We start from the raw sequence: 13,574 nt of genomic DNA, 5'->3' as shown, positions 1-13,574 counted from the left end.
GCCTGATCGCTCACGCATTGTTCTTGCCCCGGATATTCGACGTGCAATGTTCAAGGCTTTTCACTTTGACGTCGTCTACCTGAAGTCGATGGCTCAGTTCGGGTGTTGGCATCGCCCACCATCGTCGCCAGCCAGGCCTATTGGGTTGCAGGGTTAAACTGGTTGATCAACCCGGCTTTCGCGGGTCATCATCAACGTTAACGCGTATCAAAGCGTCCGTGGGCAATCTACGTCCCAGCAGAACCAAATTTCTGTTGCCGATATTTTGGAACTGCCTGTGCAGGAGCGGATTCAACTCGTTGCAGTGATATGGGGAGCGATTGCGGCCCTTCCTCACGCCATTGAAGTTCTGAGCTAAAGACCGAACTCAAAGAAGCGCTTGGCCGATTTTGCAGGTGCAACCCAGAGGCGGAGATATTCCTGACCGGGTCGAAGTAAAGCACATTTGAAAAGCGGTTGCGTGGCGTACGCCTGAAGTTTCGGTCGGGCCGTTCGCGAAATCGGCGAAGCGTTTGATTGGTATGTGAAGAAAAGCAAAGGGACTCCGGCCTGAATTTGAGTTGGCTCCGAGCTTCAAACTAAACGCCTTGAGTGGGTTCCGCTTGTACGCGGAAATTGTCCCGGGAGTACGCCGCACACTCTTCACTGTTTCCGTATGGCGTGTCTTTCACGGCAAGAATGATCTTGTTCGTTTTGGCCGTAATTCAACAAAATCCGAAGCGTTGGCCACATGTACATGCCGTTAACCGAAAGTCTTCCATCGGATGGCTACGCCCCCCGCGAATTTCAACGTTGAGGCTCCAAAAACCTCTCCCACTGGCATTTTCTGTCTACCCTCAGGTGGCCTAAAACGTTGTGGTTTACATCCCCAACGTACTGCGCAAAAAACGGCCCGCTACAAAGTCTCCAAGACCGCAACAGCATGCTGTTGCCAGTCGTGTGTCCGAACAAATCGTCCCCGGCAGGTTTCGCCTTTCGCACTGGACTACCTCGTAGACAACGAACTCCGATCCAAGGCGATGGATGCAAGTTCAAGAACGATTCAGTCGGAGCTAGTGCCTATGACCCCGCGTCATGCCCAAGATCGTTTTACTGGCCTACAGCCTGAGTTTGATCTCCAGCCGGTCCATCGAACAAGCCTGCCTGCGTAACGTCCTGTTCATCGCCATCAGCGGCGGACAGCCAACCCAGCCACCCACATCGCCAAGTTTGTCTGCAGTTTGATGACCAACTCAAACCTGTTCAGCCAAGTATTGATGACCTGCGATGCCCAAGGCTGATCGGACGCGATGTTCGCCATCGATGGCGTCCGAGTTGCTTAGCAACGCCAGCAAAGAGCGCAGCGTACCAACAAGTACGGCGCCACCGCGCCGATCGGTTAGAGAAGGCAGCCGACAAAACACAACCTGCACCAGGCCCAAGACAAACAAGGCCTGAATCAGACGCAGGTACTAGAGCCCAAAACGCCAAACCCAGATGGACGCCCTGCAAAGCAGCACGCACCCGGGAATTCCTGGGCACCTCGCCCAAACGCATGGGTAGCAAAGGCAAAGAACCCAAATCCAATGTCACAGACCCTCAGAGTGCCAAGATGGCACCAAGCAAAGGTGTCTGCAAGGCTGCGCGACACAGGCCGCGGTGGACAGCCAAACCAAATTATCAGTGCAGCGGGATTCGTCATTGGTTCAGGTTCCGAGCAAGCTAAAGCGCTTGCTACCCATGATTGAGCAGGCTAGTCTATCGCACACCAGATACCCTTTGGCCAAGCCGCAAGATTACCGGATACCACAGCGATGCCAACATCGCAAAGCTGATGGAAAAAAGGCATTCCGGCCATAGTTGCCGACAACCAAATGCGATACCGCGATGAGCGCTTGCGGAGCAGGACAAATACAAAGGCAAGCCCGACCCGCTGTCTGAGAAGAAGGCCACCGGGAGAGAAGAAGTCAAACGCTTTGGCCCCGGGACTTCAGCCGAACGACAACAACACCGCGACGTGTCCTGCGGGTCAATTGATGACTATGCTGCACGATCTACTCTCATCAAGGGGTTTGCACTACCAAACGTACACCGCCAAAAGATCGACTGCAATGCCTGTGCGCTGAGTGGGCAATGCCTCAAAGGCCCAATCAAACCGGAACTACGGACGTGGTCGTCAGGTCACTTACTTTGTGCCCAAGCCCAAAGACACCGCAAACCCAAGCGAGCATGCGCTAAGCCATCGATCGCCCAAGGGACGCCGAAGCATACAGCCCAGCTTTGGCACCCGTGGAGCCGGTGTTTTCCAACATCCGGCACAACAAGCGCCTGACGCGGCTGAACCACCGAGGACGCACCAGGTCAACACGCAGGTGGAACTCACTGCCTGGTACTAAACATTGAGAAGCTGTCCAAGACGGGCGTAGGGCGGCACAGAACGCGTTAGGGTGGAAAATGGGGCCCTAGAACCGTCAATAGGCGTAAAAACGGATCCACAAAATGCGCACACTTTGTAGATGGACGCAAAATTCACGAAAACTGATCCGCGGAAGGAGTGCAGCCGAAATGGCGCGCGTGGAAATCGGGTTTTACAGCCTCGTTAGGTCACACAAACCCGCTTTCCTGCCACCGAGTGATCGAAAGGATGCTCTATGACCACGGAAGGCTTTGTCGCCTCGCACGCTGAAGGTGCCACGTTCGAACGAGGGCTACGCTCCTTCTCGAGATACCGCGATCTCGGAATTAAGAACGCTACAAGTGGGCGCGTCGACGCTCATATCATCCGAGCGGCAGTTGGAAAGAGTTCTCCAGTCAACCGCATCGTCACAAAACCGAGTTCCAACTCCGTGTACGTCCTCAAGGGCTGGATCGAATTCGAATACGAAGGTCAAGGTGTTGTCCGTCTCGAGGCAGGTTCATGTGTCCACCAGCCCCCGAACATTCGCCACCGCGAGCTTGGTCACAGCCCTGACATCGAAATGCTTGAAGTCGTCCTACCTGCCGGCTTTCCTACGGAAGAAGTCCCTTCCGTGCAAGGTTAGCGCGGTCACAAAGTGCGGTCTAACGATTAGTGTTTATCTGCCGCGAGGCAAAGTTGGAAGAAACCACGAATTACCCCTTTCGGCAAATAAACGCTAATCGTTAGACATCAGAAACAGCCGTCTTGGCAAGAGGTGCGCATGATCAAGTCCGTCGGCGTGTTGCCGTCAAAACAAAACACAGGCTCTCCTGCCACTGCGGTACTGTCGTTCTTGAACTTGACCTACCAGATGGCATTGTCAACCCACGCCGATGTGATTGCTCAATTTGTCGCAGAAAGGGTGCAATCGTCGCATCGGTTGTGCTGTCGGGCATCACGGTCATCCAGGGCGAAGATGCGCTGCAGCACTATCAGTTCAATACGAATGTAGCCAAGCACTACTTCTGCTCCATCTGTGGCATCTACACCCATCATCAACGCCGCTCGTTCCCGAATCAGTACGGCTACAACGTTGGCTGCTTGGAAGGCATCAACCCGTTCTATCTCGAGCCAGTGCCGTTGAACGATGGCGTCAACCACCCAGCAGACCGCACGCAATGAAGAAGGGGCTCTTCCGCATAGTGCCGCAACTGATGCTTAACCCCTACCTCAAGCGGAGCGCCAACGATTGACCACGGAATCCGGCTTCTTTTTCAACCCATACGGGGCGCGGCTTGCTTGGGACGGGGAAGTCCATTTCATTCGTTAGGGCTCTAAAAACTCAACTCACCTTTGAAAAAAAGACTACGATCGATGTCTACGCATGGAGAACAAGATGGCAGATGAGCTGAAACCCAGAACGGCTTCCATCAACGGCAATCTTTGGGGTGCGCACGCACGGGACTGGGCGGAGATTCAAGAAGGACAATGCCGCGCGGTCTACCTGGCCGCTTTCGACCGAGCGGATTTGGGACCCACTACGACATATCTTGACGTCGGCTGCGGCGCTGGCATGGCCGCCCAAATTGCGGCGGAGCGCGGCGCGAAAGTTGCGGGGCTTGACGCTTCGCCTTCCCTTCTTGCAATCGCAAGAGAACGAGTTCGTTCTGCGGAGTTCCTCGTTGGCGAACTTGAGAACCTGCCATTCCCGGACAACACATTCGATTTCGTGACCGGCTTCAATTCATTGCAGTACGCCGGAAATCCAACGATCGCGTTGAAAGAGACGAAACGGGTCGCAAAGCCAGGGGCCTTGGTTCTCATTATGACTTGGGGGGAACCCGCAGGAATGCAAGCTGCGGCCTTGGTAGCCGCGCTTCGCCCATTGATGCCTGCGCCGCCGGCGGGAGCGCCCGGGCCGTTTGCGCTGTCGGATGAATCCGCACTCCGCGCATTCGCCGCCGCGGCCGGTCTTGAGCCCGTCGAGATCTTCGATGTACCCTCACCTTGGAAATACGAAAGTCTGGAAGTCGCGTTACGCGGCCTCCGCTCATCGGGTGTCGCAGCACGCCGCCGCAAACTCAAGTGAGGAGTCTGTCAACGCTGCACACGAGGCTGCACTTCAGCCATTCCGGAACGCGGACCAGAGTTTTGTCATTCAAGCCTCTTTTCGATGTCTGCTTGCCCGTGCCTAGATCAAGCGAGAGAGAGCCCTGACCCTTCCATCGAAGGGATGTGCTCCAGCCTGCGGACTCCACACGCCCCTCATGTCAAGTGTTGAGGCAAACTTAAAAAGGACCGTTATCCGCAATGAAATCTGCCGGAGATTCCGCAGAAAAACGAATGGCGTATTAAGTCTATTCCCTCTCGTGATCCATATGCCATGATGGAAACGAATTGGGGAGCAGTTCTTGGGGCACTGTTTTTCATTGGTGGAATCTTTGCTGGCCTAAAAGTAGCAGCGCTGTTTTCAATTTCTATTTTTGGACTGGTTCTTGCACTGATCAGCATTCTTTTTCGGGGTCGAATTGTCAGACGAAACTGGAAAAAAGTATTGGCCCAATGCACGGACAAGGAATGGAAAAAAGTCCTGGGGACACCTGGCCAAAGGGGTGGCGCAAGACTAACTTGGACTTTCCAACTTCTTTGCGAATTTGAACTAGATGGAAAGCGCTACACGGTTAATCCAGAATATTGGTCTACTTTATCTCAGAGAACCGGCTCCAGAAATTTCTGGATAAAGTGATCTCGCCAGATGGAGCGTCAGCCTGGGAAACCCTAAAAACCCACTTCAAACAGAACTCATTGCCAATGACATCAAAGACTTCCTGCTGCATTAGCAGAGAAAACACGATATGCCTAGCAAGCGCATGCAGGCCCGCTTGTGCGAAGGGTGTCCGGGTACACGGGCGGTGGAACTGAGACGTTAGCCACACAATGTTCTTCACACTTCGCGCCCCAAAGCCAGTTGACTACGAGTCAATCGCCTCGTGGGTTCCGGACGCTGTGGCTTGCCTGCGTTGGGCCGGTCCTCGGGTACCGTTTCCATTCACCGCCGACCTTCCCACATTGCTTTCGGTTGTCGATGGTGAGAGCTACTGTCTAGCGGACAAATCTGCAATCCTTTGGGCTTCGGTCAGTACTGGGTTCTTACGCCAGGATCGGTGCATCTCGGAAGAATCATTGTCTCGCCTCTGGCGCGCGGAAAGGGTATTGGTCGCATGCTGTGCCAACAACTCGTCGCCAAGGCCATTCAAACTACAGGTGCAACTACTGTCACATTGCGTGTCTACAGAGATAACGCTGCTGCGGTAGCGCTCTACACAAGCCTTGGTTTCGCACCGGTCGAGTGTGAGTCAGATACAGAAGTACATTTCATGAAGGCAGAGACTCTGTGCTCATCACTGCCCAACAAGCTCTCATAGTCGGCGCCATTTGCAACGCTGCCGCAGCGCTCGCCCACCTAGGCTGCATCGTCTGGGGTGCACCGGTCTATCGCTTTATGGGGGCCGGCGAAAGAATGGACCGAACAATAGCTCTTCCGCTGCTTAGGCCAGCCTTTCCAGAAAATTCCCACACTTTTTGGCTGGTCTCGTCTGGCATTTATCTTTTCATTGGGTTGTTCCACCTCTACGGGGTCCTGGGTATATGGCACATGCTGTGATGCATAGCGCTGCACTGTACGCTGGGTTTTACAGGTGAACCAATCGATGACCATACTCACACCTATGCCACCGCCGTCCTTCGCGCGCTACCGCGACTCCGCCGCCAAGGGCTACGCCGACGACAACGTTGCCGCTGGGCGCTGGCCAGAAGCGGGCGCCCTCCAGCGTTCATACGACGATTTCGACGAATCGCTTCCGCAAGGGCTGGACACACCGGACAACTACATCTTTGAAATTCGAGACGAAGTGACGAACACCATTGTCGGAGAGATCTGGTTTGCCATCGTGGTGAAGAACGGGATTCGGTCAGCCTTCGTCTACGACCTGGAAGTTCACCCCGAGTTTCGACGACAGGGTCACGCGCGGGCAGCCTTTATTGCACTGGAGCCGCTGGTGGAGTCGCTTGGCCTGTCCAGCATCGGGCTCCATGTGTTCGGCCACAACCCTGTTGCCCAGGCACTGTACAGCTCGCTGGGGTATGGGGTAACCGGGATCAATATGCGCAAGACTGTTGGCAAAAATTGACGCCTATTACGCGTTCGCACGCCGCTTGAGCCAGCGCATCAGGCCTCCCAGCAGGGGCAGTTTTTCGTACAGTTCTTCGGCGGCGTCCCAGTAGTCACGGTGGTCCAGGATGCGGCCATCGGGGGCGAGCTGCAGGTGCGAGCCACCCAGAATGCATTGCGCGGTGTGCGTGTCAAAGCGTCGAAACCGGAAGCGAAACTCCCAGGCCAAAAAGCAGTGATTTCCATCCTGGATGCGGCGCGTCACCACGAAGCGCGGTGCTTCCAGCGCAGTGAACATGTGGGCAAAGATGTGCTGAATGGCGGGCAGGCCGCGCACGTCGTTGAACGGGTCCTTGAAGCGGGCGTGCGGGATGTATATCGCAGCCAGCTGCTCGACTGACGCGGGCGAGAGTTTCAAACATCTGCACGATGCGTTCTACCGCTGCAGGGTAGTCACCGTTGGGATCGGGATTGGTCAAAGGGGTCATGGTCTTCAGGTAGTTTGCAGCCTGCGCATGGTGGCAAAAAATACAGGATACGGCAACAGTTCCAGCAGCTTCATTGCCCAAGTGAAACGGCGCGGAAAGTGGATTTCAAACGCGCCACGCGCCCAGCCACGCAAGATTTCTTGCGCAGCCACGGCGGGGGTGATCAATGCCGGCATCTTGAAACTGTTTTGTGCAGTCAGCGGTGTTTCTACAAAGCCGGAGTGATGATGGACACCCCACGCCGTGGACACGCAGGTCGGTGTACAACGTCTCAGCCAAATTAATGAGTGCGGCTTTGGTGGGGCCGTAGGCCAGGCCGTTGGGCAAACCCCGGTAACCGGCACGCTACCCACCAGGCTGATGTGGCCGCGCCGCTCTGCCGGCTGCGCCAGCAGATGCGGCAGCACCGCATCAAGCAGGTGGAGCGCGCCCAGGTAGTTAACTTCCACGTGCCGCAGCAGGTCATCCAGGTCCAGCGCGTCGGATCTCTGCGCTGCGTAGTGACCGGCGCAGAAGATAACGCAATCCATACCGCCCTCTTTGCTGCACGACCGCTGCTGCTGCACGCACAGCGGCTTTGTCGGTTACGTCCAGCGGCAAGGCCTGGGCACCAGGGTGCTGGGCCACAAATTCCGCAAAGACCCGGCGTTGCGGGCCGAGACGATAACGGCGGCACCCTGCGCATGCAAAGCGCTGGCCGTGGCGCGCCCAATGCCGCTGGACGCGCCCACCAGCCACACGCGCTTGCCCGACCACTGAGCCATGCGGGGGTTCAACGACATCAGGCTTTCCTTTTGAAAAAGCTCAAGGTCACATCCCCAAGGCGCACGCCAAACTTGGACATGGCCGCGCGGTTGAGCATGACGCGTTCATCCATCAGGTACATCCAGTCGTCAAACTGCACTTCAATAACCCGCCCGTCTACAGGTAGTGACAGGGTGTAGGCCCACTGAAATGCATTGCCACTTTGCTGGCCCTGCGCCTGGCCCACCACATCGTCTGCACGGCCCACAAAGCGGCCATCGGCCTGTGCGGTCAGTCGCCAGACGCGGCGTTGGTGCGTACCGTCGGAATAGGTAAAGGCTTCGTCCAACACGCCCCCATTGCCATTCCAGCTGCAGATCCATGACCACCGTAAAGCGCTTGACCACGGCACCACTGCGGTCAGTGAAGACGCCATAGGCATCCAGCGTGCCATTGAAGTATTCGCGCATGTCCAGCACGGGGCGCTGTGCTGCGTAATCGGTCACCTTGGGCGTACCGCATCCACCCAACGCCACCAGGGCACCCAATGCCAGAGCGCTGATCCATGTTCTACGTTGCATAAGATTCTCCATTTCGCGTTTGTATAAAAAGTAGTGAAGTGCGGCGGCGGCCAGTAGCTTGAGCACACAAGGCACCAGGCACAAACCAGCGTGAGGGGCTTGCAGGCTGTGCGCATCACGCGCCGGGGTGCATAGCCCAGCCAGCCCAGCAGTGGCAGGGTCAAACCGGCTGCCATTGCCAGGTTGAGCTTGGCGGCAAAGTTCCACCAACCAAAGTACACGCCGTGGCTGCGGGCGTCGCGGCCGTAATGCCCGCCAGCAGCGCAGCGGGCACGGCCAGGTCACTGCCCAAGGCCAGACCCGACAAGACAGCACACCACCCGTACAAAAATGCATCGCCCGCGCCCACTGCCGCCAGCACCTGCAAAGGCCAGCACCGACAGCACCATGCCCAGCAACCAGCTGCGTGCCAGCCCCAGCCGCGCCACCACCCGCAACCAAAGGGGCATGCACAGTGCGGCGCACATGAAATACAGGCCCAGAAACACGCCTTGCATGGATGGCAGGCTTTGCACCCGGTCTTGAATGAAAAACAGCACCAGCGTGGCCGGTACAGCGGTGGCAATGCCATTGAGCGCAAACACAACCAGCAGGCGCACAAAGGCGGTGTCTTTCCAGGGCGCCAAGAGTTGCCGGCCTTCCAAGTATGCAGGCAATGGGGCCGCTGCGCCAACCCGCGCTTGCGGCCGTGGCGCACCCGACAAAGCCCACAGCCCCAACAACAACGCAACGGCCATGACGATTGCCGTGGGTGTAACGCCCCAAAGCGCCGGCACGATGGAGGCCAACACCACACCCACCAATCCAAGCCCTTCACGCCAGACCACGATGCGGCTGCGTTGCACCGCATCGCCCCCCAGTCGCGCACCCCAGCTTTGGTGGGCAACGGTGAGCAAGCTGTAGGCCAAATAAGTCAAAGCCAGCGTCACACCGGCCCAAGTCAGCGCATGGGCCGCTGCAACCTGCGGATGAAACAGCGCCGCAAAGGCCAACGCCAGCAACACCCCCGCACCAACCAGGGCACCCAGCAACCGCGCAAACGGCCCCGCTGCCAGCCGGTCCACCCAGTGGCCAATGGCGGGGTCCAACACCGCATCCAACAACCGCAACGCCAGCAGCAAGGTGCCCAACGCCGCCAATGAGACACCCCACTGCGTGGCATAGAAATTGGGCATGAACACGTACAACGGCAGCGCACAAAACGCCAGCGGCAAACCCAGAAGACCCATAGCGCAAACCCGCGCCAAGGCCCCCAGGTGAGTGTTGCGTTGTCAGGCATTACGAACACTGGGCCCAACGCGCAGCGCATGGCGGATTCTGAAGTCTGGGGCTGAGCCAGATGCCGAAAATAAGCTGGCAAACAGGCGTCGCGCACTTCACCCACTGGTTTGCCGTTGACTGCAAAGCGCGCACCGACACCGGGCTGATTGAAACCGGTGATGCGGTCACCCGCCTTTACGTCGGGAAACAGCGCCTGCATGCGGGCCAGCCAGTTATCGGCTTGTGTGGAGTCAAAACTGCTTTGGCGTTCATTTCCTGGAGTGAGCGCTTTGCTATCAGTTTGCCGCTGAGACTGCGCCGGTACTGCAGCTCCAGCGCAAAGGGATTGGTCGTACTGATCCAGCGCAAAACTACTGGTCGACCACAAGCGCGTGTCATAGATGCCCATGCCCAGGAAAGTCAGGTGCTGCCACCGCGCAGCCTGCAGCGGCGGTTGAACAGCCACCACCTCTTCGGAGCGGGCAGCGGCGCGACCGACTGTGCCAGCACCGAAAAAGCTTAAGCAAAAAGACCGATAGCCCTCGTCAAATATACGTAGGCCACTACTTCTTTCATAGCGTTTCTTTTGCAACGTGAACTGCATCAGCTCGATGTCGCCAGTGGTGAACGCGGCTTCGCAGTAGGCCAGGTAGAAGTCCCAGATGCGATGAAGCGGGCGTCAAAGCCCAGCGCCAGCACCTCGTCGCGCCGGGCATGGAATGCCTTGCGCCACAGGTGCAAGGTGTGGCCATAGTCGCCGCCAAAGGCCACCTCGTCCACGACCCGCAAACCAGCCGCCTGTGCCTGTTTGCGAAACTCGGCTGGCGAGGGCAGGTAACCACCGGGAAAGATGTATTGCTGGATGAAATCAGTGGAGCCACGTAGCGCTCAAACAGATCATCGCGGATGACGATGCTCTGGACGCAGGCCTTGCCGCCCTCTTTGAGCAATCGCGCCACGGTGCTGAAGTATTGCGGCCAGTAGGTTTCGGCCCACGGCCTCTACCATTTCGATGGAACAGATGGCATCAAAAGGCGCATCGCTGATATCGCGGTAATCCTGCAAGCGCAGGTCGGCCTGCTGGCCCGCCCCGGTGGCAACGCCTTGGCGCTGCAGCCGCTCATTGGCCCACTGCAACTGCTCGGTGGACAGCGTAACGCCAACCACGCTGGCGTTGTAGTGCTGCGTAGCCTGCTCTGCCAGCGCACCCCAGCCGCAGCCAATTTCCAGCACGCGGTCGCCAGCTTTCACGCCCACCGCATCCAGCGCTCGGCGCACCTCGGCGGTTTGCGCCTGTGGCAATCGGCAAGCTGCGGTCGCCGTTGAACCAGGCGCTGGAGTAGTTCATGGTTTCATCGAGCCACAGACGATAGAAGTTGTTGCCCAGGTCGTAGTGCGCGTGGATATTCTTGCGGCTGCCGGTGCGGGTATTGCGCTGGGCCAGGTGCTTGAGCACAGTCGCCAGAGATGTAACTCTCGGCAAAGCCAATGTCTCCACTCTTGAGGGCCGCCGTGAACACCTGCCAGTTGTGCAGCGTCAGGTGCGCATGGGGCACAGATGAGCCCACATGGTCTTCATGCGCCTGGCCAAAGCGGTGTTGGCTGGCGTCGGGCAATTCGATAGTCAGAACCCCCACGCGCAGCTGTTGCAGCAGGCGTAGCACGCGGCGTGCAGTGAACGGGGTGTTGGCTGGCAAGGCCAAGCGGGCAGAGGCAGAAAGTGTAGTGGGCATGGTGGTGTCCGTTCAATGCTTGGAGATGGGAGGTTGTGAAGAATGGCTGCGGGTCGCCACAACTGCGGCCTGTGCAGGTTTACTGAAAAATGGAACGCGCTTGCGCCACAGCGTGAAAGCTTCGCGGTGGATGTGCCAGAACACACCAATCGTCATCAGCGGGTAGCGCCACAGGGCACGCCGGCGCGCTGGGGCGTCCAGTACCTGGAGTGCGCCTGTGAGCCGTGTGGATGAGCAGGCCGATCTCGTCATGGTGGTCAATGCGAGCACTCACCACCGTTTCGCCTTCTTTTACTTCCCCGGTGAAGCAAACGCGGTAGCGCCCTTTCACCTCGCAGAAAGGGCTGACGTGGAACACCTTTGTCGGCCGTTACGGTCTGACCCCACTGGGGGCATCGAGCACGTAGCAATGGCGCTCGCCAAAGGTGTTGTTCACTGGCCACTACGGCACGCAGGAGCCACCGTGCCGCGCGGGCACGGTAGCAGTACCAAAAACTCACCGGCTTGAAGGTGTAGCCCCACACGCGTGGGTAGGTTTGCAGCCAGACATCGCCATCGGCATCCAGAATTCCCTGGCTGCGCAGCAGCGTTTGCAGCCATGGCATAGCGCCACCCTGTGCAGCGCTGCGGCCTTCGCCGTGGTCTTCGTCAAAAAACTCAAGGCGCCGGGCCGATTGGGCTGCACTGGCGGCGGCAGCGCCTCGTCCACTGCTTGCTCCAGATGCATGGGCAGCATGAGGAAATAGGTGCCGTAGGTAAAGCGGTGGGCACTGGGGCGCGTGCGCATGGTGCACGACGCCAAACCAATATGGGGCAATGGGCGCTAATGGCGACGAGGAAGTGTTCATCATATGGCCCGGTCCTTTAGAAGCGTCTTGGCTGCGGCCATGCCGGCCTTGAGACCGTCTTCGTGAAAGCCATAGCCCATCCAGGCGCCCGCAGAAATAGCAGCCACGAACCCTGAATATCGGACATCTGTCGTTGCGCAGCCATGGCGGCCAGATCAAACACGGGGTGCGCATAGTCAATACGGCGAATGATTTTGGCGGGATCAATGGCACGCACCGGGTTGAGGCTGACGATCACGTCGTCCTTCCACGGCAGGGGTTGCAGGCGGTTGATCCAATAGTGCAGGCACACGCGGGATTCCTCTTGGCGCGCATCCTGCGCGCACTCGTAGTTCCAGGCGGCCCAGGCAGCACGCTGGGGAGTGCATGACAGCGGTATCGGTGTGCAATACGGCCACGTTAGGTTGGTAGCGATGGCGCCCAGCACCGCGCGCCCCTGGCTGCTGGCGTCATGCAGCATCGCCAGCGCCTGGTCGGAGTGGTGGCAACAATGGCACGGTCAAACAGCTCCCTTCCTTGCGCCGTATGTACCCAGACGCCACCTTGGGCCCCGTTGGCCTCTGCGTCGTACCGCAAGGCGTTTACCGGACTGTTCAGGCGTTTGTCGGTGATGGAATCTGTAATGGCCTGAACATAGTGGCGTGCCCCACCCTGCACCGTCCACCACTGCGGACGGTTGGTCACCTGCAGCAAGCCGTGGTTATGGCAAACCGGACCATGGTGGCCACCGGGAATTCCAGCATCTGTTGCGGGGGGCAGCTCCAGATGCAGGCCATCATGGGCATGAAGTACCACGCGCGAAAGGCCTTGCCAAAGTGTTGCCCGTCCAGGAACGCACCCAGCGTTTGCTGCATTTGCGCCTCCGGCCTGATTCAGCCAGGCGGGTGCACAACGCATTGAAGCGCATAAGGCCTTTGAGCATGCCCCAAAACCGCGGGTTGAGCAGGTTGCCGCGCTGCGCGAACAGGCCATTCAGATCGGTTCCGCTCCAAACCAGCGGCGTTACGTTGCCGCCCCGTGGGGCTTGAACCGAGAACGACATGTCGGACTTGGCGGTGCGGACATCGAGTTGGCTCAGCAATGCGATGAGGTTGGGGTAGGTGCGCCCGTTAAAAACCAGAAAGCCGGTGTCGACGCCGTGGGCTATCGAGCGACCCTGAACATCAGGCAGAGTGACATCAACCGTATTGGTGTGCCCACCAAAATAGCCGCCGGCTTCGAGCAGGGGTGATATCGGCGTACCCGCTCAGCGCAGGGCAGCGCCCAAGCCAGAAATGCCGGAACCGGGATGATTGCAACCTTGAATGCCACGCTGTAGTCTCCAAACCTGTAAAATAACTGTCACGGTTCAAATTAACATTTAATGTATACT

The 13,574-nt window shown here is 58.0% G+C and carries 11 protein-coding genes and 6 pseudogenes; 8 read left to right on the top strand and 9 right to left on the bottom strand.

From position 1 onward, the window contains the following. The first annotated feature begins 1,074 nt into the window (after nt 1-1,074). The 7 genes from IPI80_RS15710 to IPI80_RS15680 all read left to right on the top strand — a co-directional run bounded on the left by IPI80_RS15710 (nt 1,075) and on the right by IPI80_RS15680 (nt 6,567). On the top strand, nt 1,075-1,224 hold the full coding sequence (locus tag IPI80_RS15710; RefSeq protein ID WP_413861726.1) for a hypothetical protein: 150 nt from the start codon (nt 1,075-1,077) through the stop codon (nt 1,222-1,224). Nucleotides 1,225-2,630: 1,406 nt separating this feature from the next. Further along, nucleotides 2,631-3,020, top strand: a complete 390-nt coding sequence (locus tag IPI80_RS15705; protein ID WP_413861724.1) for a cupin domain-containing protein — start codon at nt 2,631-2,633, stop codon at nt 3,018-3,020. Between the two features lie 299 nt (nt 3,021-3,319). Next, nucleotides 3,320-3,559, top strand: coding sequence for a GFA family protein (locus IPI80_RS15700; protein ID WP_413861722.1), 240 nt, complete (start codon nt 3,320-3,322; stop codon nt 3,557-3,559). A gap of 202 nt (nt 3,560-3,761) precedes the next feature. After that, nucleotides 3,762-4,466, top strand: a complete 705-nt coding sequence (locus IPI80_RS15695; protein WP_413861720.1) for a class I SAM-dependent methyltransferase — start codon at nt 3,762-3,764, stop codon at nt 4,464-4,466. A 294-nt stretch (nt 4,467-4,760) separates the two neighbouring features. Next, nucleotides 4,761-5,123, top strand: coding sequence for a hypothetical protein (locus IPI80_RS15690; protein ID WP_413861718.1), 363 nt, complete (start codon nt 4,761-4,763; stop codon nt 5,121-5,123). A 379-nt stretch (nt 5,124-5,502) separates the two neighbouring features. Next, nucleotides 5,503-5,802, top strand: coding sequence for a GNAT family N-acetyltransferase (locus IPI80_RS15685; RefSeq protein WP_413861716.1), 300 nt, complete (start codon nt 5,503-5,505; stop codon nt 5,800-5,802). Between the two features lie 285 nt (nt 5,803-6,087). After that, a complete protein-coding gene (locus tag IPI80_RS15680; protein ID WP_413861714.1) occupies nt 6,088-6,567 on the top strand; it encodes a GNAT family N-acetyltransferase in 480 nt (159 codons plus the stop codon). A 6-nt stretch (nt 6,568-6,573) separates the two neighbouring features. Here IPI80_RS15680 and IPI80_RS15675 read toward each other — a convergent pair whose 3' ends face one another. The 4 genes and pseudogenes from IPI80_RS15675 to IPI80_RS15660 form a co-directional block, all read right to left on the bottom strand. Further along, nucleotides 6,574-6,966 carry a nuclear transport factor 2 family protein gene (locus tag IPI80_RS15675; RefSeq protein ID WP_413861712.1) on the bottom strand — a complete coding sequence of 131 codons (393 nt, stop codon included), beginning with the start codon at nt 6,964-6,966 and terminating at the stop codon, nt 6,574-6,576. Between the two features lie 75 nt (nt 6,967-7,041). Continuing rightward, nucleotides 7,042-7,818: pseudogene (locus IPI80_RS15670) on the bottom strand (SDR family NAD(P)-dependent oxidoreductase). Continuing rightward, nucleotides 7,818-8,361: pseudogene (locus IPI80_RS15665) on the bottom strand (DUF3833 domain-containing protein). Before IPI80_RS15665 ends, IPI80_RS15670 begins: the two co-directional pseudogenes overlap by 1 nt. A 281-nt stretch (nt 8,362-8,642) precedes the next feature. Further along, nucleotides 8,643-9,590 (bottom strand): MFS transporter, encoded by a 948-nt coding sequence (locus IPI80_RS15660; RefSeq protein WP_413861710.1) that lies wholly within the window; start codon nt 9,588-9,590, stop codon nt 8,643-8,645. 110 nt (nt 9,591-9,700) lie between these two features. Here IPI80_RS15660 and IPI80_RS15655 point away from each other — a divergent pair, with 110 nt between their 5' ends. Continuing rightward, the gene (locus tag IPI80_RS15655) at nt 9,701-10,144 is read left to right on the top strand and encodes a hypothetical protein (protein WP_413861708.1); all 444 of its coding nucleotides are present in this window, start codon (nt 9,701-9,703) and stop codon (nt 10,142-10,144) included. Between the two features lie 80 nt (nt 10,145-10,224). Here IPI80_RS15655 and IPI80_RS15650 read toward each other — a convergent pair. The 5 genes and pseudogenes from IPI80_RS15650 to IPI80_RS15630 all read right to left on the bottom strand — a co-directional run bounded on the left by IPI80_RS15650 (nt 10,225) and on the right by IPI80_RS15630 (nt 13,513). Continuing rightward, nucleotides 10,225-10,872: pseudogene (locus IPI80_RS15650) on the bottom strand (class I SAM-dependent methyltransferase). 112 nt (nt 10,873-10,984) lie between these two features. Beyond that, a pseudogene (locus IPI80_RS15645) lies at nt 10,985-11,077 on the bottom strand (hypothetical protein); the annotation flags it as partial. A 289-nt stretch (nt 11,078-11,366) separates the two neighbouring features. Next, nucleotides 11,367-11,606: a DUF1365 family protein gene (locus IPI80_RS15640; RefSeq protein WP_413861728.1), complete on the bottom strand. Its 240-nt coding sequence runs from the start codon at nt 11,604-11,606 to the stop codon at nt 11,367-11,369. 245 nt (nt 11,607-11,851) lie between these two features. Then, nucleotides 11,852-12,202 (bottom strand): annotated as a pseudogene (locus tag IPI80_RS15635) (DUF1365 family protein); the annotation flags it as partial. After that, nucleotides 12,202-13,513 (bottom strand): annotated as a pseudogene (locus tag IPI80_RS15630) (NAD(P)/FAD-dependent oxidoreductase). The pseudogenes IPI80_RS15630 and IPI80_RS15635, both read right to left, overlap by 1 nt. Between the last annotated feature and the right edge of the window lie 61 nt (nt 13,514-13,574).

The organism is Candidatus Aalborgicola defluviihabitans (assembly GCF_016705985.1).
Classification (GTDB): domain Bacteria; phylum Pseudomonadota; class Gammaproteobacteria; order Burkholderiales; family Burkholderiaceae_C; genus Allorhodoferax; species Allorhodoferax defluviihabitans.
Note: the sequence above shows the minus strand (reverse complement) of the source record. Positions and strands in the feature narration are given on the sequence as shown.

Excerpts from the sequence above, each read along its gene's own strand:
- IPI80_RS15710 (WP_413861726.1), top strand. The coding sequence starts at position 1,075 with ATGCCCAAGATCGTTTTACTGGCCTACAGCCTGAGTTTGATCTCCAGC.
- IPI80_RS15705 (WP_413861724.1), top strand. The coding sequence starts at position 2,631 with ATGACCACGGAAGGCTTTGTCGCCTCGCACGCTGAAGGTGCCACGTTC.
- IPI80_RS15695 (WP_413861720.1), top strand. The coding sequence starts at position 3,762 with ATGGAGAACAAGATGGCAGATGAGCTGAAACCCAGAACGGCTTCCATC.
- IPI80_RS15690 (WP_413861718.1), top strand. The coding sequence starts at position 4,761 with ATGATGGAAACGAATTGGGGAGCAGTTCTTGGGGCACTGTTTTTCATT.
- IPI80_RS15680 (WP_413861714.1), top strand. The coding sequence starts at position 6,088 with ATGACCATACTCACACCTATGCCACCGCCGTCCTTCGCGCGCTACCGC.
- IPI80_RS15660 (WP_413861710.1), bottom strand. The coding sequence starts at position 9,590 with ATGGGTCTTCTGGGTTTGCCGCTGGCGTTTTGTGCGCTGCCGTTGTAC.
- IPI80_RS15655 (WP_413861708.1), top strand. The coding sequence starts at position 9,701 with ATGCCGAAAATAAGCTGGCAAACAGGCGTCGCGCACTTCACCCACTGG.
- IPI80_RS15640 (WP_413861728.1), bottom strand. The coding sequence starts at position 11,606 with ATGACGAGATCGGCCTGCTCATCCACACGGCTCACAGGCGCACTCCAG.